17 protein-coding genes are annotated in these 20,309 nt (G+C 64.2%); 8 read left to right on the top strand and 9 right to left on the bottom strand.

The window, feature by feature from the left end:
* Window positions 1-4 precede the first annotated feature (4 nt).
* Entirely contained in the window at window positions 5-2,191 is a 2,187-nt protein-coding gene (locus tag DXT59_RS25295; RefSeq protein WP_116140372.1) for a prolyl oligopeptidase family serine peptidase, read from the bottom strand.
* A gap of 115 nt (window positions 2,192-2,306) precedes the next feature.
* Window positions 2,307-3,176, bottom strand: coding sequence for a LysR family transcriptional regulator (locus DXT59_RS25290; protein ID WP_116140752.1), 870 nt, complete (start codon window positions 3,174-3,176; stop codon window positions 2,307-2,309).
* A 156-nt stretch (window positions 3,177-3,332) separates the two neighbouring features.
* Between DXT59_RS25290 and DXT59_RS25285 the strand changes: the two genes are divergently transcribed.
* Window positions 3,333-4,769, top strand: a complete 1,437-nt coding sequence (locus tag DXT59_RS25285) for an MFS transporter (RefSeq protein ID WP_116140370.1) — start codon at window positions 3,333-3,335, stop codon at window positions 4,767-4,769.
* A 37-nt stretch (window positions 4,770-4,806) separates the two neighbouring features.
* On the opposite strand, the gene speB is transcribed toward DXT59_RS25285, so the two are convergent.
* Together speB and DXT59_RS25275 are read right to left on the bottom strand one after the other, a co-directional pair.
* Entirely contained in the window at window positions 4,807-5,775 is a 969-nt protein-coding gene (gene speB, locus DXT59_RS25280) for an agmatinase (RefSeq protein WP_116140368.1), read from the bottom strand.
* A 19-nt stretch (window positions 5,776-5,794) separates the two neighbouring features.
* The gene (locus DXT59_RS25275; RefSeq protein WP_116140366.1) at window positions 5,795-7,288 is read right to left on the bottom strand and encodes an aldehyde dehydrogenase; all 1,494 of its coding nucleotides are present in this window, start codon (window positions 7,286-7,288) and stop codon (window positions 5,795-5,797) included.
* 344 nt (window positions 7,289-7,632) lie between these two features.
* Between DXT59_RS25275 and DXT59_RS25270 the strand changes: the two genes are divergently transcribed.
* The 4 genes from DXT59_RS25270 (at window position 7,633) to DXT59_RS25255 (ending at window position 11,634) form a co-directional block, all read left to right on the top strand.
* Window positions 7,633-7,839, top strand: a complete 207-nt coding sequence (locus tag DXT59_RS25270) for a hypothetical protein (RefSeq protein ID WP_102643343.1) — start codon at window positions 7,633-7,635, stop codon at window positions 7,837-7,839.
* A 197-nt stretch (window positions 7,840-8,036) separates the two neighbouring features.
* A complete protein-coding gene (locus tag DXT59_RS25265; protein WP_116140364.1) occupies window positions 8,037-8,807 on the top strand; it encodes a gamma-glutamyl-gamma-aminobutyrate hydrolase family protein in 771 nt (256 codons plus the stop codon).
* Between the two features lie 42 nt (window positions 8,808-8,849).
* Window positions 8,850-10,184: a glutamine synthetase family protein gene (locus tag DXT59_RS25260; protein ID WP_116140362.1), complete on the top strand. Its 1,335-nt coding sequence runs from the start codon at window positions 8,850-8,852 to the stop codon at window positions 10,182-10,184.
* 34 nt (window positions 10,185-10,218) lie between these two features.
* The gene (locus DXT59_RS25255; RefSeq protein WP_116140360.1) at window positions 10,219-11,634 is read left to right on the top strand and encodes an aspartate aminotransferase family protein; all 1,416 of its coding nucleotides are present in this window, start codon (window positions 10,219-10,221) and stop codon (window positions 11,632-11,634) included.
* 37 nt (window positions 11,635-11,671) lie between these two features.
* Here the strand turns inward: DXT59_RS25255 and DXT59_RS25250 are convergent, their stop codons facing one another.
* Complete coding sequence (locus tag DXT59_RS25250; protein WP_116140358.1) at window positions 11,672-13,015, bottom strand: nicotinate phosphoribosyltransferase; 1,344 nt, start codon at window positions 13,013-13,015, stop codon at window positions 11,672-11,674.
* A gap of 126 nt (window positions 13,016-13,141) precedes the next feature.
* Window positions 13,142-13,636 carry a BCAM0308 family protein gene (locus DXT59_RS25245; protein ID WP_116140356.1) on the bottom strand — a complete coding sequence of 165 codons (495 nt, stop codon included), beginning with the start codon at window positions 13,634-13,636 and terminating at the stop codon, window positions 13,142-13,144.
* Window positions 13,637-13,847: 211 nt separating this feature from the next.
* Between DXT59_RS25245 and DXT59_RS25240 the strand changes: the two genes are divergently transcribed.
* Window positions 13,848-15,512: a bifunctional aminoglycoside phosphotransferase/ATP-binding protein gene (locus tag DXT59_RS25240; protein WP_116140354.1), complete on the top strand. Its 1,665-nt coding sequence runs from the start codon at window positions 13,848-13,850 to the stop codon at window positions 15,510-15,512.
* A 33-nt stretch (window positions 15,513-15,545) separates the two neighbouring features.
* On the opposite strand, the gene DXT59_RS25235 is transcribed toward DXT59_RS25240, so the two are convergent.
* On the bottom strand, window positions 15,546-16,742 hold the full coding sequence (locus tag DXT59_RS25235; protein WP_116140750.1) for an NnrS family protein: 1,197 nt from the start codon (window positions 16,740-16,742) through the stop codon (window positions 15,546-15,548).
* A gap of 240 nt (window positions 16,743-16,982) precedes the next feature.
* Between DXT59_RS25235 and DXT59_RS25230 the strand changes: the two genes are divergently transcribed.
* Together DXT59_RS25230 and hpnD are read left to right on the top strand one after the other, a co-directional pair.
* Complete coding sequence (locus DXT59_RS25230; RefSeq protein ID WP_116140748.1) at window positions 16,983-17,180, top strand: hypothetical protein; 198 nt, start codon at window positions 16,983-16,985, stop codon at window positions 17,178-17,180.
* Between the two features lie 162 nt (window positions 17,181-17,342).
* Window positions 17,343-18,203 carry a presqualene diphosphate synthase HpnD gene (hpnD, locus tag DXT59_RS25225; RefSeq protein WP_240324668.1) on the top strand — a complete coding sequence of 287 codons (861 nt, stop codon included), beginning with the start codon at window positions 17,343-17,345 and terminating at the stop codon, window positions 18,201-18,203.
* A gap of 69 nt (window positions 18,204-18,272) precedes the next feature.
* On the opposite strand, the gene DXT59_RS25220 is transcribed toward hpnD, so the two are convergent.
* Window positions 18,273-18,893 carry a hypothetical protein gene (locus tag DXT59_RS25220; protein ID WP_162878239.1) on the bottom strand — a complete coding sequence of 207 codons (621 nt, stop codon included), beginning with the start codon at window positions 18,891-18,893 and terminating at the stop codon, window positions 18,273-18,275.
* A 180-nt stretch (window positions 18,894-19,073) separates the two neighbouring features.
* Window positions 19,074-20,306 (bottom strand): DUF1501 domain-containing protein, encoded by a 1,233-nt coding sequence (locus tag DXT59_RS25215; protein WP_116140348.1) that lies wholly within the window; start codon window positions 20,304-20,306, stop codon window positions 19,074-19,076.
* Window positions 20,307-20,309 lie beyond the last annotated feature (3 nt).

The raw sequence follows: 20,309 nt of genomic DNA, 5'->3' as shown, positions 1-20,309 counted from the left end.
CGGCTCAATGCGATTTCGGCTGGAAGGCGCCAGCGCCGGTCTGCCAGAGCGAGAACGCCCATTCGTCCGCGTAGCGGTCGGCCGTTTGCTTCACGCTCGAGCCGATGCCGTGGCCCGCGTCGTAGTCGACGCGCAGCAAAACCGGGCGCCCGCTCGATGTGGCCGCTTGGACGCGCGCCGTCATCTTGAGCATGTGCCACGGCGATACGCGCGGATCGTTCGCGCCCGTCGTGAACATGACCGCCGGATACGGCGTGCCGTCGTGGATGTGCGCATAGGCGCTCATCGAATAGACGCCGTGAAAGCCGGCTTCCGTTGCCGTGGATCCCATCTCGGGCACGTTCGGCGGTCCGTTCGGCTCCGTCTCGAAGCGCAGCGTATCGGAGACGCCGACATCGTCGAGCACCACGCGGAACAGGCCCGGATCGATCGTCAACGCGCCGCCCATGACGATGCCGCCCGCGCTGCGGCCGTTCGCGACGAGGTATTGGCGCTGCGTATAGCCATGATCGATCATGTAATGCGCGCCCGCTAGGAAGTCGAACATCGTATTGATCTTCCACTGCTTCTGGCCGGCTCGATGCCAAGCGTCGCCGTACTCGCCGCCGCCGCGCATATGCACCACCGTCATGACGCCGCCTTGCTCGAACCAGGCGCGCCAGGCCGGCTGGTAGCTCGGATCCATCGACAAGCCGTAGCTGCCGTAGCCGTAGATGATCGTCGGGTGCGTGCCGTCGAGCTTGATGTCCTTTTTCGAAATGATCGACACCGGCACGCGCGTGCCGTCGTAGCTCGTGGCGAACGTCTCTTGCGCCTGCAAGTCGTCCGCTTCCGTCTTCGACGGCGGAATCAGGCCCGTATCGGCCGCGGCCGGCGCGCCCGGCGCATAGGCAAGCTCGCGCGGCGATTGGGTCCAGCTATGCAGCGCGAACATGACGCCGGGCAACGTCGAGTCGACGGCCAGATCGTGGATCGCGCCCGCGAACGGCAGCGCGATATTCGTATCGCTCTTGCCGTCAAAGCCGGTTCGATGCAATTCGAACGTGGCCCCCGCGCGCTCCGACAAATAAATGCCGTCGGCGCCCAGTTCGAACGAATCGATGACGTTCGCGCCCTCGGGCACGATCGCTTGCGCGCGTGCGAGATCGGGATGCGCGAGCGGCGCCGAAACGACCTTGAAACGCGGGGCGTCTTTGCCGGTCAGCGCATAAAGCCGGTCGCCGCGCAGTTGGACATCGACCACGCCGTCTTCCGGGGTGGCGATCTTGCGCCACGGCGTATCGGCGCCGTGAATGTCCGCGATGCGCGCGACATAGAACGTGTTCGGGTTGTTATCCATGTTGTGGTTGGCCACGGCCACCGCGTAAGGCGAACCGGGCGAGACCATGACATAGGCGGCCTGCCCTTCCGGCACGTCCACCTTCGGCGATACGCCACGGCCGAATACGGCCACGTCGCCGTCGCCGTTCTCGTGTTGCCCGAGAACGTGCACGTGCGCCACGGCGTTGTATTCCTGCAGCGCCGGCGGCGTATCGGGGCCGACCTTCGGGTAGCGCAGGTAGAAGAAGGACCGGTTGTCGCTGCGCCAAGAGACGACACACGAACTCGTCCGGTCGATCGATTCGGCAAGCTGGCGCCCCGTTTGAACGTCGATCACATGCAAGACGCTCTGCTCCGAGCCGCCTTCCGAAATGCCATAGGCGACATAACGGCCGTCCCACGACGGCATGTACCAATCGAGCGCGAAATGGCGCGCGCTGTCGGTGGAAAGCTTCGCCGGATCGACGAGTACGTGCTCTTCTCCGTTCACGCCGTCGCGATACGCGAGCTTGAGCAGGTTATCGCCCGCGGCCGCCGTCTGATAGAACAGGCGATGGCCGCGGCGGGTGAAGGTCACACGGCGCAAATCGCCGCCCATCAACGTTTCGACGCGCTGGGCGAGCGCCTCGCGCGCCGGAATCCCCGCGAGGACCCGACGCGTGTAATCGTTCTGCCCCTTCATCCAGCTTTGGACCTCGGGGTCCTGCAGGTTCTCCATGTAGCGGTAATTGTCCACGACGGGCGTGCCGAAGTAGACGTTCTGGACGGGACGCACGGGGGCGACGGGGGGAAGATCGGCGGACCAGGAAGCGCTCGAGGCGGTCAGACAGGACAACAGTGTTACGGCTAACAACGGATTGTTTTGTTTCATTGTTGTGTTCGCTCCAAGTAACGACGCGCAAGATTAACGTGCCGCGCGCAACGGCGATAGTAGAGCGTTTGATCGAGTTTCGACGTGAACCGCGCACGCGCGCGGCCAGCGGGATTCAGAGCGCGCCCTCGAACGCCTGCGCGACGACGTCGATGAACGCCTGGATACGGGCTGTTTTGTACAAATCCGCATGGGCCACGAGCCAAACGTCGAAACGATCGGCGCGGTTGGGCATCACGCGCACGAGCTCGGGCTCCTCGTCGGCGCGGAAACACGGCAGTTCGGTCACGCCGATACCGGCCACCGCGGCTTCGAGCAGCATCGTGGTGGATGAGGTCTGGAACGCCACGCGTCCGCGGTGGGTGGGCTCCCCGCACAGGGAATCCCACATCGACGGTACCAGGTTGCGCTGGTACATGAGAAGGTCATGGCCTTCGAACGCACTGCCCTCGCTCGGCGCGCCGCGTGCCGCCACATAGGCGCGGGAGGCGTAGATGCCCGCCTCTAGCTGAGCCAGGCGGCGCACGATGAGATCGGGCGATTCCGGCCGCAAGGTGCGGATCGCGACGTCCGCCTCGCGCCGCGTCAAATTCGCAATCCCGGGCGACGTGACGCACACCACCTCGATTCCCGGATGCGCGGCGTGCAGCTTCGCGATCGCGGGCACGACGAACCGTTTGCCGAGGGAATCGGTCGTGGCGACGCGGATCGTCCCGCACAATTGATCGTCCATGCCGACGATGCGGCGCTCGATCTGATGCACGGCCTGCTCCATCGCCTCGGCCGGCGCGATCAGCGCCTCGCCCGCGCTCGTCAGGACGTACATCGCGGGCGTGCGCAAGAAGAGTCTCGCCGACAGCGTCTGTTCCAGCGCGGCGATGCGCCGGCCAACCGTCGCCTGATCGACACCAAGCCGCGACGCGGCGCCGCGCAGCGTGCCCGTGCGCGCCACAGCGAGGAAATAGCGGGCATTATCCCAGTTCATCATGGTTTTACGAGCATTCGTAGTGCTTCGAGTGCGAATCGGCGTGATGCATATTTGCATCGCCCTCCTGCAGATTCACTACTTTATCGCAGCAATACCGGTCTATACACTTCGGCTATTGGCGGTATCGAACGATGCCGAGATCCGGAGGCGTGTATGACCGACTGTGCAGTGGAACCGCTCTACCCCAACCCCGCGCGCGGGCGCGCCGCCATCCTGCGCCGGCGCTTGGCGCTCGTGCTCGTCGCAAGCGGGATGTTCATGGCGGTGCTCGATACGACGATCGTCAACGTTGCGCTGCCGTCGATGCGCGCGCGTCTCGATGCGTCCGTGGCGGGCTTGGCGTGGATCGTCGATGCCTACACGCTCAGTTTCGCCGCGCTGATCCTGGCCGGCGGCGTCGCATCCGACCGTTTCGGCGCAAAAACGATCTATCTGTCGGGTCTCGCGCTGTTCGTCGCGGCGTCGGCCGCATGCGGGCTCGCGCCCTCCGTGGGTACGCTCATCGCGGCCCGCTTCGCCCAAGGCACGGGCGCGGCGCTGTTCCTGCCTGCTTCGCTCTCGATCGTGCGCGCCACCTTCACCGATCCCGCCGAGCGCGCGCGTGCGATCGCCGCCTGGGCCGGCATCGCATCGGTTGCCGCGGCGATCGGCCCGGTGGCCGGGGGACTACTCGTCGATGGGTTTGGCTGGCGGAGCGCGTTCCTCGTGAACGTGCCGACCGGCCTCGTCGCGTTGGCGGGCGCTTGGATGGTCGTGCGGGCCGATGTCAAGCCGGCGCGCCCGAGCGCCTTCGATTTGGGCGGCCAACTCGCCAGTACGATTGCGCTGGCCGCGCTGTGTTTCACCGCGATCGAGTTGCCGACGCGCGGCATCGCGTCGCCGCAGGTTTGGATCGCCGTACTGGTCGCGATCGGCTCCACCGCCGCCCTGATCGCGATCGAACGGCGCGCGGCAGAGCCGATGGTGCCGCTCGCCTGGTTTGGCAATGCGAAGTTCGTCGCCATGAACGCAAGCGGAACGCTCGTTTATATCGGCTACTTCGCCGTACTGTTCCTGTTGAGCCTTTATCTGCACGGCGTGCGCGGGCTCGATGCGCGGCACACGGGACTTGCGATGTTGCCGATGGCCGCGAGCCTATCGTTCGGCAATGTGCTGGCGGGCAAGCTGCAAGGCCGCCTGAGCGCCACGCGCATGATGACGATCGGTCTTGCGACCGCCACGCTCGCCGGCCCGGCCATGACCGCGCTGTTGGAGACGAGCGCGCCCTGGGCGTTCGTGGTGGCGGCGATGGCCGCCTTCGGCGCGGGTACGGCGCTATCAGTGCCGCCGATGATTTCGACGATTCTCGAACAAGTGCCGGGCGAATCGGCCGGGGTGGCGTCGGGCTTGCTCAACGCCTTGCGCCAAGCAGGCAGTTTGCTCGGCGTTGCCTTCGCCGGCGCCAGCGCCGTGCTCACCACTCATTTATCGATCGCGCTGACGATCGTGGGCGTGCTGGCAGGCGTGACGTACGCGGGTGCCGCTTGCCTTGCGGCAAGAGCGAGCCGTACGCGCCCGTTACCGCACCGTGAGGGCCTCGCGCCGCGTTAACCATCCACTCGGGCCGAGCATCGCCTGCCGGTCGCCCTCACGCCGACGTCAGCCCGACCTTGCGTTGGCGCCATAAGCACAGCAAATCGCAGGCAACGTGCGCCGCGGCGATCGATGTGATGTCGGCATGATCATAAGCGGGCGCCACTTCCACGACGTCGGCCCCGACGATGTCGAACCGGCTCATTGCGCGCACGATGGCGAGCGCTTGCGCCGACGAAAGCCCCCCTGCCACGGGCGTGCCCGTGCCCGGCGCGAACGCGGGATCGAGACAGTCGATATCGAACGTCAAATAAGCGGCCCGCTCGCCCACCACCGCGCCGATTCGCTCGACCGCCGCGCGCGTGCCGTGTTCGTGAATCCAACCGGCGTCGATCACGTGCATGCCCATGAAGTCGTCGTTCCACGTCCGGATACCGATTTGCACCGACCTGGCCGGATCGATGAGCCCATCTTTCACGGCCTTGTAGAACATCGTGCCGTGATTGAGGCTATCGGGCGTCTCATCGGGCCATGTATCGCAATGCGCATCGAAGTGGATCAGCGAGAGCGGCGCGCCGTATCGCTCGGCGTGCGCAATCAAGAGCGGATAGGTGATGAAATGGTCGCCCCCGAACGTCAGCATCTTTGTGCCGCTGCGCAAGATCGTGCGCGCATGCTCGACGATGGCGGGCTTGATCGTCAGCGGGTTATGCGCATCGAGCCAGCAATCGCCGTAATCGACGACGGCCAGATCGTCGAACGGATCGAAGCCCCACGGATAGGGTTTCAGTTCGGCCAACTGTACGCTGGCAGCGCGTATCGCCGCCGGCCCGAAGCGGGCACCGGCGCGGAACGTCGTCGCGAGATCGAGCGGGATGCCCGAGATCGCCACATCCACCCCGTCGAGCTCGCGCGTGTACCGCCGCCGCATAAACGAGAGCACGCCCGCGTACGTGCTTTCGATCGAAGAACCATAAAGTGAAGAACGGCGAATGGCGCCGTCGCCGTATATCCGATCCGTCATGAATGAAACCTAGTGTCCCTTAGTGCAACCTAATTAGCGTCGACTTCAATTCGGTGTACTTCTCGAGCGCATGCAAGGACTTGTCGCGTCCGTTGCCCGACTGCCGATAGCCGCCGAACGGGAAGTTCATATCCCCGCCCTCATCGTAACAGTTGACCCATACCGTACCGGCTCGCAGCCGGCGCGCCACTTCGTGCGCACGCGTGAGGCTCGCGGTCCATACAGCCGCGGCGAGACCATACTCGGTGTCGTTTGCGATCGCAACGGCTTCGTCCACGTCATCGAACGAGATCACGGACAACACCGGCCCGAAAATCTCTTCGCGGGCAATACGCGTATCGCGCCGAGTCACATCGAAGATGGTCGGCTCGATGTAGAGCCCGCCGGCGACCACGTTCGCGGGACTTCCCCCGGCCAGCAACCGCGCTTGCGCCCGGCCCGCTTCGATGTAGCCAAGGACCCGCTCGAACTGCACGCCGTCGATGATCGCGCCCATCGACGTGCGCGGATCGAGCGGATGGCCAGGCGCATAGGTACGCGCGGCGTCCAATAGCTTATCGAGAAAGGCGTCCTTGATACTGCGATGGACCAGCAAACGCGATCCGGCCGTGCACATCTCGCCCATGTTGTAGAAGATCGCGCCGGCCGCGGCCTTCGCCGCCCGCTCCAGGTCCGGGCAATCGTCCAATACGATGTTCGGCGATTTGCCGCCGAGTTCCAGCCACACGCGTTTCAGATTCGATTGCCCCGCATATTGCATGATCAGCTTGCCGACCTGCGTCGAGCCCGTGAACGCGATGCAATCGACGTCGCCATGCAACGCCAGCAACTTGCCCGTCTCGCCCGCGCCCGGCACGACATTGAACACGCCGGCCGGAACGCCGGCCTCATGCGCGAGTTGCGCAATGCGAATGGCGGTGAGCGGCGACTTCTCCGACGGCTTGAGCACGACGCTATTGCCCGCGGCCAGCGCGGGCGCGAATTTCCAAGCCGCCATGAGGAGCGGAAAATTCCACGGCACGACGGCGGCCACGACACCGATCGGCTCACGCGTGACGAGCCCCACGAGATGCAGATCGGCCGGCACCACTTCGCCGCTCACTTTATCGATCGCTTCGGCGAACCATTCGAGGCAATAGGCGGCGCCCGGGATATCGACCGTCGTCGTATCGCCGATCGGCTTGCCCGCATCGAGCGTCTCGAGCAACGCCAACTCTCGCGCATGCGTGCGGATCGAAGCTGCCCAACGCAACAAGACCGCCTTGCGCTCGCGCGGATTGAGTCCACGCCAAACGCCCTGCTCGAACGCGCGTCGCGCGGCGTCCACTGCCGCGCCGACGTCGGCTTCGCCGCATTCGGCGACGCGCGCGAGCAAGCGCCCATCGATCGGGCTTTTGCAATCGAACGTGCGGCCGCTCGCCGCCGCTCGATAGACGCCGTCGATGAATGCGCGGCTTTCGATGGACAGCGCCGCCGCGCTCGACTCCCATTGCTCGAATGTCGTTTCGCTCATGAATTCGTCTCCGTCATGCGAGCCGGACCGATCCGCCCGCGCCCCGCCCGCCGATCGAACGCAAGATTCGACCGGCGGGCGAATAATCTCAAAAAAGTGGAACCTGCTCTGCTTCGCCGACCATTCTAGTCAGATGGCGATCAGCGTGGAGAAGCGAACTGCAATCGCGCGTATCGGTCCTATGCCACATGGCGTTGGAACACCCGCCGGCCCAGCCGATAGGCATACATCGCACGTAAAACGGTGCCTGCTTTTTTCGAAAGGGTTGACGGCGCGCTTAGCTGATATATGCTGACACTTAGATTGTCACCGAGTCGAGTCATCCCGTGAGAGTCCGAGGCCCTTTGGTTAGATGGAACCGCAAGCAGGTCGCGAATCGCATTCGCGCCGGCCGCGCCATCGCCGACGGCAGCAACGGCCCGCTTGCGTTCCGCCGGTTTCTGTCCGTCTTCACGATCTTGTCCCGCCGCTGCGTGCGCCGTCATAACGTGACGTCCGCGCGCGCCTACATCGCCGTCCACCTAGACGACGTCGCTTCGCTGCTGCCGTAGCGCCTCTCGCCCGCAGATCTTTCGTTTGAATCGTTTCGGCGTCGCGTAACGCGACCGCGCGTTGTTGCGCGCCTGGCGTAGCTAGCGAGGCCCGCGGCCGGGCTGCGCATCGCCGAACGATGCACCCGCTGAGCTTGCGCCGGTCATCTCCACCGCCGCTCGAGCTGCCTTCGCTCAATCAAAAACAATAGTTAGTTATGCTAATTAAACCGCTTGTCGGCGTCACGGCCGACAGTACCGAAATCGGAATGCATCGCGCCCATGCCGTCGGCGAAAAGTACCTCACTGCTGTCGTCGAAGGCGCCGATGCGCTGGCGCTCGCCGTGCCCGCCCTAGGCGAACGTCAATCCGCCGTCGCGCTCGTTCATGCGCTGGACGGTCTCGTTTTCACGGGCAGTCCCTCGAACGTCGATCCCCGCCACTACGGCGGCGCCCCAAGCGCGCCGGGCACATTGCATGATCCGTCGCGCGACGCGACGACGCTGCCGCTCATGCTGGCGGCCATCGAGGCCGGCGTACCGGTGCTCGCGATCTGCCGCGGCTTTCAGGAGATGAACGTCGTATTGGGCGGCACGCTTTATCAAAACGTGCATGAAGTGCACGGCTATGACGATCATCGCGAGAAACAAGGCGACCCGCTCGACAGGCAATACGGTCCCGCGCATACCGTGCGCCTTTGCGCGGATGGTCTCTTGCGGTCGCTGGCCGGCGCACGCGCCGAGGCACGCGTGAATTCGCTGCATGCGCAAGGTATCGACAAGCTCGCCGCGCCGCTTGCCGTGGAGGCCGTCTCTCCCGACGGTCTGATCGAAGCCGCGCGTGTGTCCGATGCGCGCGCGTTCGCGCTCGGGGTTCAATGGCATCCCGAATGGCGCCACGCCGACGATGCGCTGTCCAGCGCGATCTTCCGCGCGTTCGGCGAGGCCTGCCGGGCGAGACGCGCCGCGCGCTCGAATGCGCCCGCGTGAAGCCCCTTCCCCTACTCCCATCACGACGAATCGAGGACTCTCATGATCGAGATCGACGAATTTCTCAAGCGACATCGTATTACCGAGATCGAGGCGATCATCCCCGATATGGCCGGTATCGCGCGCGGCAAAATCATCCCTCGCAGCAAGTTCGAATCGGGCGAATCGATGCGGCTTCCGCAGGCGGTCATGATTCAGACCGTCACCGGCGAGTACCCCGACGACGGCAGCTTGACCGGCGTCACGGACCCCGACATGGTGTGCGTGCCCGACGCCTCGACGATCCGGCTCATCCCCTGGGCCGTCGATCCCACCGCACAGGTGATTCACGACTGTGTGCATTTCGACGGCTCGCCCGTCGAGATCTCGCCGCGACGCGTCTTGCGGCGCGTACTCGATCTTTATCACGCAAAGGGCTGGAAGCCCGTGATCGCACCGGAGCTCGAGTTCTATCTCGTGGAAATGAATAAAGATCCGGACTTGCCGCTGCAACCGCCGATCGGGCGCACCGGCCGGCCCGAGACCGGCCGTCAGGCGTATTCGATCGAAGCGGTCAACGAGTTCGATCCGCTTTTCGAAGACATCTACGAATACTGCGAGATTCAGGAGCTCGAAGTCGATACGCTGATCCACGAAGTGGGCGCGGCGCAAATGGAAATCAACTTTCTGCACGGCGATCCGCTCAATCTGGCCGATCGCGTGTTCCTGTTCAAGCGCACCGTGCGCGAGGCCGCGCTACGCCACCATATGTATGCGACGTTCATGGCCAAGCCGATGGAAGGCGAGCCCGGTTCCGCCATGCACGTGCACCAGAGCATCGTCGATGCGCAGACGGGGCGGAACCTGTTTACGGGCGCCGACGGCGCGCCGACCGAGATGTTCTATCAATACATCGCCGGCTTGCAAAAATATACGCCCGCGCTGATGCCGATTTTCGCGCCGTATATCAATTCGTACCGGCGCCTGTCGCGCTTCATGGCCGCGCCGATCAACGTCCAGTGGGGATACGACAACCGCACGGTGGGTTTTCGCGTGCCGCATGCCGCCCCCGCGGCGCGGCGTATCGAAAACCGGATTCCCGGCGTGGACTGCAATCCCTATCTGGCGATCGCGGGGACGCTAGCCGCCGGGTATCTCGGCCTCACGCAACGGCTCGTTCCCACCGAGCCGCTCGCCAACGACGGCTATCGCATGCCCTACCAATTGCCGCGCAATCTCGAGGACGGGCTCACGCTGATGGCGGCATCCGAGCCGCTTGCGTCGATTCTCGGCGACGCGTTCGTCAAGTCTTACGTGGCGTTGAAGGAAACCGAATACGACGCGTTCTTCCGGGTGATCAGCTCGTGGGAACGAAAGCATCTATTGCTGCACGTTTAGACCCTACACGCCGCTTGTTTCCCCTGGAGGATTCATGAATCAAGCTTTCGATCCGATCACCGCCACGGTCCAAGAGCGCACGCTGCTGCCTACCACCGCCGACTATCGCGCACTCGACGCCGCGCATCATTTGCATCCGTTCTCCGATATGGGAGCACTGAACGAGGCAGGCAGCCGCGTCATCGTCAAGGCCGACGGCGTCTACCTGTGGGACTCCGACGGTAACCGCATCATCGACGGCATGGCCGGGCTCTGGTGCGTCAACATCGGCTACGGCCGCGAGGAGCTTGCGCAGGCCGCGTATCGGCAACTTCGCGAACTGCCCTACTACAACACGTTCTTCAAGACGACGCATCCGCCCGTCATCGCACTGTCCGCCCTGCTCTCCGAGCTCACGCCCCCGCCGTTCAACCACTTCTTCTACTGCAATAGCGGCTCCGAAGGCAACGATACGGTATTGCGCATCGTCTACCGATACTGGGCCGCCCAAGGCAAACCGTCGAAAAAATACGTGATTGCCCGCAAGAACGGCTATCACGGCTCGACGATCGCCGGCGCGACCCTCGGCGGCATGGCGTACATGCATGAGCAGATGCCATCGAAGGTCGAGCACATCGTGCATATCGATCAACCGTATTTCTTCGGCGAAGCGCCCGAGCACATGTCGCCCGAGGCGTTCGGAATCGAGCGCGCGCGGCAACTCGAGGCGAAGATTCTCGAGTTGGGGCCGGAGAACGTGGCCGCGTTCGTCGCAGAGCCGTTCCAAGGCGCGGGGGGTGTCATCTTCCCGCCCTCGAGCTACTGGCCCGAGATCGAACGCATCTGCCGCCGCTACGACGTCCTGCTCGTGGCCGACGAAGTGATCGGCGGCTTCGGGCGCACCGGGGAGTGGTTTTCGCATCAGCATTTCGGTTTCGCGCCCGATTTGCTTACCCTCGCCAAGGGGCTGACGAGCGGCTATGTGCCGATGGGGGCCGTCGCATTGCACGAGCGCGTCGCGAAACCGATCGTCGAAAACGGCGAATTCAATCACGGCCATACGTACTCGGGCCATCCGGTCGCGGCCGCCGTCGCCGTGGCCAATCTCACACTGCTGCGGGACGAAGGCATCGTCGAGCGCGTCAAGCATGACACGGGCCCCTACCTCCAATCGAGCTTGCGCCAGGTCTTCGGCGATCACCCGTGCGTCGGCGAAGTGACGGGTGCGGGCCTCGTCGCGGCCATCCAGCTCGCCCAGGCACCGCGCGAGCGACAGCGCTTCGCCAACGGGAACGAAATCGCCCTGGCTTGTCGCGAACGCTGCTTCAATAGCAATCTCATCATGCGTGCCTCGGGCGACCGCTTGATGCTTTCTCCGCCGCTCGTCGTCTCGCACGCTGAAATCGACGAAATCGTGGAAAAGGCGAAACGAGCGATCGATGCGGCCTTGCGGCAGTTGAAATTGCTATGAGCCCCCCGCCGCTCCGCCATAGCCGCGGCGCAACCGGCTAAGCGGGGCGCCCCTCGTCGAGCCGCCGCGCGAGTTCGCGCAACGCGTCGGAGACGGCGACGGGGTACGGCTCGTCGACATCCAACGAACGCTGCGCGCTCGGTAGCGCGCGCAGTTGCCGCCGGGCGTGTTCTCGAGCGCCTTCGAGCGTGACCGGCGGCTCGCAGCGTATGCCGTTTCGCATCGCCGGCTCCAGCAGCGGCTCGGCGTCGCGCCGCTCGCGCGCGAGCGTGATCAAATCCCCCGCCATCACGCCGTTCGGCCCCCAGAGCCGGTATACGGCCTTGCACCCGGGCCAGGTCGCCTTTCCCTCGGAACGTTTTCGGCGCGGCTCGCCGGCATATTCGACGAGCTTGTACGCGCAATCGAGATATGGCGCGTCGGCCGAGGTGTTCATGCACGTGCCCACCCCGAACGCATCGATGGGGGCTTGCTGCGCAACGAGTTCGCGTAGCCGGTAATCGTCGAGGTTGCCGCTCGCGAAGATCGTCACGGCGCCAAGGCCGCCATCGTCGAGAATGCGGCGCACGCGCCGCGCATGCTCGCCGAGGTCGCCGCTGTCCAGGCGTACGCCGTCGATCGCGATCCCGTCCTTGGCGAGTACGGGCGCCAACGCAACGACCTTGCGCGCGGCGGCTTCGGTATCGTAGGTGTCGAGCAGCAACGTCGTATGCGCCGGTTGCGAGCGTGCGAAACCCTCGAAGGCAAGCGCCTCGTCGGCGTACGTCTGCACATACGAGTGTGCCATCGTCCCGTACAACGGGATGTCGAACGCCATGCCGGCCGCCACGGTCGCCGTGCCGCCGAAGCCGGCCAAATACGACGCGCGCGCCGACAGCAATGCCGCCTCCGCGCCGTGCGCGCGGCGCAAACCGAAATCGACGAGCAACGTGTCGGGTGCGGCCAAGACGCAGCGAGCGGCCTTGCTGGCGACGACGGTCTCGTAATGGGCCAGGTTCATGACGCGGCTTTCGACGAACTGTGCTTCGCGCATCGGAGCCGTAATGCGGATGACGGGCTCATCGGGGAAGAACACCGTGCCCTCGCGCATCGCATCGACGTCGCCCGTGAAGCGCAGGTGTTCGAGCGAGCGAAGAAAAGGGACCGAAAATCGCCCCGTTTTGGACAGCGCGGACAATTCCTCGGGCATGAACCGAAGCTGCTGCAGATAGGCGAGCACTTGCTCGAGACCCGCCGCCATGAGGAAATTTCGCTCTATCGGCAACGCGCGGACGGTGAGCTCGAACGACGCGGTTTCGTTCAGGCCCGCGTCGAAGTACGCCTGCAGCATCGTCAACTCGTAAAGGTCGGTCAACAGCACTGTGCCCGGCGAGTACTTCATGAAGTGGCCTCCACATGCGGTGCCGGCCCCTCGCGGCGGCAACGGCCGCAGTGCGCTCGGCGCCAGGTAGCGCGATGATGACTCACCTGGCGCTTCGCGCTCCGCGCGTTTGCGCACATAGTCGGACTAGCGCCGCCAATGAACCCGCGCCAGATCCTGGTCGCGGCTGTACTTGATATCGAGCGTGCCTTGAAACGCCGACTTCAACGCCTCGCCCAAGTCGCGCGTGTAATGAACGTCGGTGACCTGAACGAGCGTCGCGCCGCCGTTCGACTCGATCGACATGATGCGTTTCATCGGATGTTGCGCGCGCGTTCGTGTCTCGTCACGGCGCAGCAAGTCGATGATTTCGACTTGATGCTGCGCGGCGAAGTCGCCGTCGATCGTCAAATAACCCGCGGGCAGGCGATCGGCTGTGCGCCGGCAAGCAATGCAGGCCGCCTCTTGCGCATCGGCCGGACGCGGCAGCCATTGCCAGCGCCCGCCCGTATAGACGACACCGCAACTCGGGCATACCGAAGGTTCATGCAGCTTGCCGCGCAACTGGTACGGATCATGCCCAAGCCCGGGAAAGACTTCCGCATGATCGCCCGCTTTGAACGGCCTCGTGTGATCGCTCATAGGATGCTCCTCGTCGTCGGTTACGCAACGTGCGCCGGTATCTCGAATCAGCCTATGACGAGTGCCGCCGCTGCGCTTGACTTGTATCAACGAAGGACCAGCCACCGGTCACTAAGCTGCCGCTATCGCTATCGGCCCTCGCCTGGCCTGGCCGCGGCTACGGCGATGCGGCCGCCTACGAGTCACACACGGGATCGAGTCGGACGAATCGATGCGTCATCCTTACGTACGTCGCCCACCGCGCCATGCGCGCGATCCGCGCTCGACACGCGGTCAACGCCGCGCCCTCGAGCGCGCCTTGCGGCGGCCGCAAGCCTATCCGCACCGCACGGGTCGGGTGCGCCGGATCGAAACGCATATTTCGATCGTCTCTCTGGCCGGACCCTTTCCCTATAAGCGCTGCAAACGTATCGACCTGGGCTTCGCAGACTTTACGCGGCCCGAAGCCCGCTATCGGGCCTGTGCCGATTCGCTGCGTTTGAACCGGCGGCTCGCGCCGGCGATCTACTTGGCCGTCGTCGAAGTGACCGGGCGCGCGCCCAAGTACGCATTCGCGACCGAGCGCAGTGGGCATCGCGGCCCGGTCGTCGATTACGCACTGAAGATGCGGCGCTTCCGTCAAGTCGATCTGCTCAGCGCGCGCGCGAAACGCGGCGTGCTTCGTCGCGACGAGATCGAGCGAAGCGCCGAGCGTATCGCCCGCTTCCATCGTCGAGCGAGCGCTTGCCCGCCCGAGCATCGCTTCGGCTCGGAAGAGTACGTGCGCGGTCAGATCGAGGAGGTGCTGGCCGGCCTCGAGCGCGAAGCGCCCGGCTGCCTGCCCGAGACAATCGCCCAGGCGCAACGGCGGCTCGCCGACGACCTTGCCGAGCATTTCGCGTACCGCCGTGCCGCGGGGTTCGTGCGCGAGTGCCACGGCGATTTGCACCTCGAAAACATCGTGCGCCGCGGCAACGATGTCGCACCGTTCGATTGCATCGAATTCTCGCCGGGACTGCGTTGGATCGACGTCACCTCCGATTTGGCCTTTCTCGCCATGGATCTGCTCGCCTACGGCCGCGGCGATCTAGCGACGCGGCTCGTCGATCGATGGCTGCTGGCAACGGGCGACTACGCCGGCATGCGCGCGTTGCAGTGCTATGTCGTCTACCGCGCCCTCGTGCGAGCGTACGTATCGATCTTGAAGGCCCCGGCGCCCACGCCAGGCGAAACGCGGATGATTCCCGCCGCGGCTACCCGTTATCTCGCACTCGCGCGACATATAAGCGGCCCACAGTCTGTTTCGCTCGTGCTGTGCCACGGCTTTTCAGGCTCGGGCAAATCGGTCGTCGCCGACGAGCTTGCGTCCCACCTTGGTGCGGTCGTCGTCAGCAGCGACGTCGAGCGAAAACGCGCCTCCTCGCCGCTGGCCGGCGCGCGCAACACGCGCATGCCCGCGACCGCCTATTCGAGCGCCTCGGTCGATGCCAACTATCGGCACTTAGCCTCGTTGACCGGTACCCTGCTCGACGCGGGGCTGCCGGTCGTCGTGGACGCGAGCTTTCTCAGACGAAGCCATCGCACGTGCTTTCTCGAACTGGCGAAACGGCATGGCGCGAGCGCGTGCATCGTCGATGTCGATGCGCCGCCTGCGCTGCTTCTCGAACGCCTACGCCGGCGCGCGAAGTCGCGAGACGAACCGTCGGACGCCGATGAAGCGATCCTTACTCGGCAAACGATAGAGTCCGAGCCGCTCGATGCATCAGAGGCGTCGCTCAGCGTCACGATCGACGCGACGAGCCCGCGCGAGGCGATGCGACGCGTCGAATTTTGGCAACCGGTGCTGACGCGCGTCGGCAAACCGGGGTGGCTCGCCGGCACCGTAGCGGTTGATTGACATTCGGGCCGCCGTGCAGCGAGCGCCAAGGATTCAACCGGGTTTTCCGTCGATGCGCGGCGCGCTCAGATACGGAACATAGCGAATCAAGTAGACGACGAGCGAAGCGCACCACAAGGCGCCCGCCACGTCGAGCGACGCGGCGTACGAGCCGGCCGATACCATCGGTCCCACCACGCGAACGAGGGCTGCCGCGATCATGAGCCAGTAGGCGGCCACTTCGAACGGACCGGCAATCAGCATCCGTCCCGTATGCCCGAGCGCCGTCCGCGTGATCATGGCGACGATCGCGCCTCCCATCGCTCCGACCGTCAGCGCATGCATCGCCAACGAATGCGAGACGAGCCCCAATGCGGCGCCCGCCAGCAATGCGAAGCCGATCGGTATCCACAGACAAGCGATATGCAAGATCAACAAAATGGGACGTGCGCCGACGCGCCACGAACGCCAACCGGCGATCCGAGCCGCGTGCAACAGCGCGGTAGCCAGCGCGCAGAGGGCGACCAGCATCGCCGGCGCGCCTAATGCATCGACGATAAGCGTGACGAGCGGCGCCAAGGTCGAGCCATGGTCGACGAACTTCCAGCGTTTGAGCGTGAATCCCGCGATCGCATTGGTCGTAAACATCGGCACGACGCGGCCCGTGATCACCGAGACGAACATGATGATGAGACCCGTGGTCGCGTAAGCCACGCGTAGCGCCAAGTCGATGCGGCCCTGCCACGCGTACCAGTGAAATAGCGCATTAAGCAGCCCATACAATCCCAGCGCTACCGGCAAAAAGATGTTGTGCCGATTTTTGGCGGCGATCAGCACGCGCAGCAAGACCACGGCCGAGACCGGCAGGAAGGCGATATCGACGAGCGCGGCCACGCGCTCCGGCCCAGTCCAGACGAGCACGCGACCCGCTGCCCAAAGCCCCCAAAGCGCGGCCAATGAGGTGCCCGTGGGCGTCGCGCGAGCGGTCCACGCGCGCACGGCCGTCAATAGGAAACCGACGACGATCGCTCCGACGAAACCGAACAGCATCTCGTGCACATGCCACGCGACGCCCGTCAACGCGGCTTGCCCGGCCGCCGCGGCCCCGTGCAGCGCGGCCAGCCATAGCGCGACGGCCAGGACGCCGAACAGCGCACCGCCAAGATAGAAGGGGCGGAACCCCAGCCGCAGCAGCGGCAGTCCCATTGCTTGCTTCGATGCGCCGCGCCCGAGCCGCTCGCTGATCTTCATCATGCAGACTTCCCCTCGGCGGCATAGCCGCCTCAGGCTTCGGAGTTAGGCGCGCTCGCGCGCCGGCTTCGCGATCCGGACAGAATACTGAATAGATCACGACTTGATACGAATATCGTCAGCATAGCGCGCCGTGGTTTCGTTTAGCGTGTCTGCGACAATTCGCGCGCCGTCACACGGCTGACAGGTTCTATCTTGATAGTGATAGCCCCTGTTCAACGATTCGCCATGGAGGAAGAAATGCTCAGTCCGCACGAATTCGCCGCGCTGCTGCTCGTGGGCGAGCCGCGTGCCTTGGACGATCTCGATCGAGGCGATTTGGCCTCGCTGGTGGAGAGCCAGTTGGTTGCATTGGAGGAATTGACATCGGGCCGCCGCCTGCGTTTGACAGAGCGCGGCGATTCGCTGGTCAAGGCCGTGACGCGACGGCCGCATTAGGACGCTGCCGGCACCGCCAACGCCGTCTCCGGCCGCTCCGGCGAATCTGAGGTAGTATCCGCACCGAAGCCGGTTGCCGCACAGCGTCGCCCGCGCGCGTGGCGCCAACCTTGCTCGCTTGCCGATGAACCGATTCCTAGTGTCCTGCCTCGTAAGCTCGCCGTGCCACAGCCTCCGATTTCCGCCCCACACAATTTCGACGACTACTGCGCGCAAAAAGCGGCGCCTGCCGGTTCGAGCGCCTATTACGCGCTGCGGCAAGCGCCCCTGTCGCGACAACCGTTCTTAACCGCGCTCTTCGCGCTGCGCCGCGAACTCGAAGAGACGGTCAAGGACACGAGCGATCCGACGGTCGGGCGCACCAAACTCGCGTGGTGGCAAAAGGAAACGGGCGCGTTGGCCGTGGGGCAACCGTCTCATCCGGTCTCGCACGCGCTCGCCCGGCACTGTAAAGACATCGAAGCCGAGGCGCCGACGCTGCGCACGCTCGTCGCCGGCTTCGAGATGGATTTGGACCAAGCGCGATACCTGGACTTCCCGAACCTCGCGCGCTATATCGAGCGAGTCGGCGGCACGTTCGCCGGCGCGGTCGCACGCGCCACGGCGCATGAGCCGCAGGCGGCCGGCGCATGGGCCGCTCCGATCGGCAATGCGCTGATGCTCGCGCAATTCGTTCAGGAACTCGGCAACGATGCACGACATGGCCGTATCTACCTGCCGATCGACGAGTTGCAGCGCTTCGGCGTGACGGCGGCCGAAATCGTCAACCGCAAGTACAGCCCGGCGTTTTCGGAGCTCATGCGGTTCCAGACGAACCGCGCGCGCGAAGCGTTGCGCACGGCGCTGGACGGCATTCCCCCCAACGAACGCGCCACGCAACGCACGTTGAAGGCCCAAGCGGCGATGGCGCTCGCCCTGCTCGACGAAATCGAGCGCGATCAATTCCAAGTGCTCCACCAACGGATCGCACTGACGCCGATCCGCAAGCTCTGGATCGCATGGCGGGCGGCGCGCAAGCGTTGATAGCGCGACCGGTTCGCACGGGGCTCGTCCTTCTTTTCCTGGAACCGGCAACAACGACCCGGCGCAAGCTCAGTGATCGTCAATCACGATACGCTGAGATTCCGATCGATAGTAATGACTCCAGTTATCACTATCCTTGTCGTCCAGCACCATCGATTTGAACGTGGAAAGACATGGATCGTGTTTATCTCCGTTGCACTCGAAATGCATGAATGACGGCGGCGGATTCCCCCCATCATATTCATTTTCAAAATCCAAAGGGTTCAACCAGTTGATATAGAAAAAGCCGTTATACCAATCTCCGAAACGGCCATCTATTTTTCGGTGCACGGATCCGATCTTCAAGATGCCATCAGGATGGCTGGGATCGCCAGGAAGCGCGGGATCGTCGCTGCTATAAATCATAAAAATATCGAATTTCGGTGCCCGCCAGCACTCCTGGAAGTGATTGCTGTCGTCCCAAGTGTACGTCCGATCCGAACTGTACGAAGGAATAACCATTGGCTGGCCTAGATTATCGCCCTTGACGCACGACTCCATCTCGTTGCCGGAGCTTTTCCAATCAAAAACCTCGGCAATAGTATATGAATATTTACTGTTATTAATTATATTGACCGTATGTCCTTGCTCCGCCAAACTCACGAAAGATATAAGGAAAAGCACAACAAGCGCCATTAGACGAAGAATCATTCGATCCTCGCTGAAATTCAATCCAAAATAGATCGTCCCATCACCCTCACACAATGTACTTCCCGCAATACTGAATTCAAGTCTTGCCTTGCCCTACGGATATCGTCGATATCAAATAGTGCGACGAAGGCTCGCACGAACGCGCAATCTCACGAGAAAGGTAGAAAGAAGCGCTCGTCCCTAGCTCCGCAGCAGCGGCAACGGATCGAAACGTCCGCGCAGCACTCGGCTCGCGTCGAGGCCCCACCACGGCCCAAGTACGGTGGCATACATCCGGCGGAAGTCGACGCCGACGGGCAAGTTGCCGTTGCCGTCGAGGCGCGCCAGGTCGGGGGCAGCACCATAGAGCCCGCCGCGCACACGCCCGCCCGCGACGAAATGCGGCGCCACGGTGCCATGATCGGTCCCGTTGCTCTCGTTCTCGTGCGGCCGGCGGCCGAATTCCGCGTAGGTCATGATGAGCGTATCGTCCCACCGGCCCAACTCGATCAACGAGGATCGCATCGCCGCCAAGCCTTGCGCCAGTTGCGCGAGCAACGCGGCGTGTTGCCCTAGCTGGTTTTGATGCGTGTCGAAGCCGTTCAGCGTCAGACGAATCGCGGCCACGCCCTGCCCGGCGATGGGCTGACCGCGCGGCGTTTCGGCACTCGCGAGCGCTTGCATGGCCGTTTTGACGGAGGCGCCGAATGCGCCCGCGGGAAAAGCCGTCTTCAATACGAACTGGCCCGGGTGCGGAGTCAAGCGCAGCGCGGCATGGACGATATCGTTTTCGACATCGAGGATGTGCGCGAGCTGCGCATTGCGCTCGCGTAGCGCCACGGCGCGCACGAGCCGCGATGCCTGCGCGAACTGCGCCGGATTGACGAGCGCGACCGCTCGGGCCCCGCCATCGAACGGCCCCATCTCGGCGCTGCCGATCACGAGGGCGTCGGCCGCGAAGCCGGCGGGTACCGGCGCTTCGGCGAACGCGCGGGTCAACCAGCCGTCGTTCAGATATTCGTCGGCGCGCGATGCCGTGTTCCAGATCTCGATGGAACGGAAGTGCGAGAGGTTGGGCTGCGCGTAGCTGACGCCCTGCACGATCGCCAAGTGGCCGTCGCGCCACAACGGCATCAGCGGTTCCAACGCGGGATGCAGACCTGTGCGCTCATCGAGCGCGATGACACGCTCGCGATCGATACCGATATGTTTGCGCAACAGCCGGTAGTTCGGATCGTCATAGGGAACGACCGTGTTCAGGCCGTCATTGCCGCCTTTGAGTTCAACGAGAATCAAGAGGTTTCGATAGGCGCCGGCGCGAGGCGGCGCCGGTGCGAGCGTCGATGCGGATTGCGCGAGCGCGCGCCGGATCGGCATCGAGAGTCCCACGGCGGCCGCGGCCGTCATCGAGCGGAGAAAGCGGCGTCGCAACATCGC

The sequence above is a fragment of the Trinickia diaoshuihuensis genome (assembly GCF_003390925.1).
GTDB lineage: Bacteria > Pseudomonadota > Gammaproteobacteria > Burkholderiales > Burkholderiaceae > Trinickia > Trinickia diaoshuihuensis.
This window is presented reverse-complemented; position numbering and strand designations above follow the sequence as displayed.

Coding starts and splice junctions, on each gene's coding strand:
- DXT59_RS25265 (WP_116140364.1), top strand. CDS start 8,037: ATGCTAATTAAACCGCTTGTCGGCGTCACGGCCGACAGTACCGAAATC.
- DXT59_RS25250 (WP_116140358.1), bottom strand. CDS start 13,015: ATGAAGTACTCGCCGGGCACAGTGCTGTTGACCGACCTTTACGAGTTG.
- DXT59_RS25255 (WP_116140360.1), top strand. CDS start 10,219: ATGAATCAAGCTTTCGATCCGATCACCGCCACGGTCCAAGAGCGCACG.
- DXT59_RS25245 (WP_116140356.1), bottom strand. CDS start 13,636: ATGAGCGATCACACGAGGCCGTTCAAAGCGGGCGATCATGCGGAAGTC.
- DXT59_RS25295 (WP_116140372.1), bottom strand. CDS start 2,191: ATGAAACAAAACAATCCGTTGTTAGCCGTAACACTGTTGTCCTGTCTG.
- DXT59_RS25285 (WP_116140370.1), top strand. CDS start 3,333: ATGACCGACTGTGCAGTGGAACCGCTCTACCCCAACCCCGCGCGCGGG.
- DXT59_RS25215 (WP_116140348.1), bottom strand. CDS start 20,306: ATGTTGCGACGCCGCTTTCTCCGCTCGATGACGGCCGCGGCCGCCGTG.
- DXT59_RS25230 (WP_116140748.1), top strand. CDS start 16,983: ATGCTCAGTCCGCACGAATTCGCCGCGCTGCTGCTCGTGGGCGAGCCG.
- DXT59_RS25235 (WP_116140750.1), bottom strand. CDS start 16,742: ATGAAGATCAGCGAGCGGCTCGGGCGCGGCGCATCGAAGCAAGCAATG.
- DXT59_RS25275 (WP_116140366.1), bottom strand. CDS start 7,288: ATGAGCGAAACGACATTCGAGCAATGGGAGTCGAGCGCGGCGGCGCTG.
- DXT59_RS25240 (WP_116140354.1), top strand. CDS start 13,848: ATGCGTCATCCTTACGTACGTCGCCCACCGCGCCATGCGCGCGATCCG.
- speB (WP_116140368.1), bottom strand. CDS start 5,775: ATGACGGATCGGATATACGGCGACGGCGCCATTCGCCGTTCTTCACTT.
- DXT59_RS25220 (WP_162878239.1), bottom strand. CDS start 18,893: ATGATTCTTCGTCTAATGGCGCTTGTTGTGCTTTTCCTTATATCTTTC.
- DXT59_RS25260 (WP_116140362.1), top strand. CDS start 8,850: ATGATCGAGATCGACGAATTTCTCAAGCGACATCGTATTACCGAGATC.
- DXT59_RS25290 (WP_116140752.1), bottom strand. CDS start 3,176: ATGAACTGGGATAATGCCCGCTATTTCCTCGCTGTGGCGCGCACGGGC.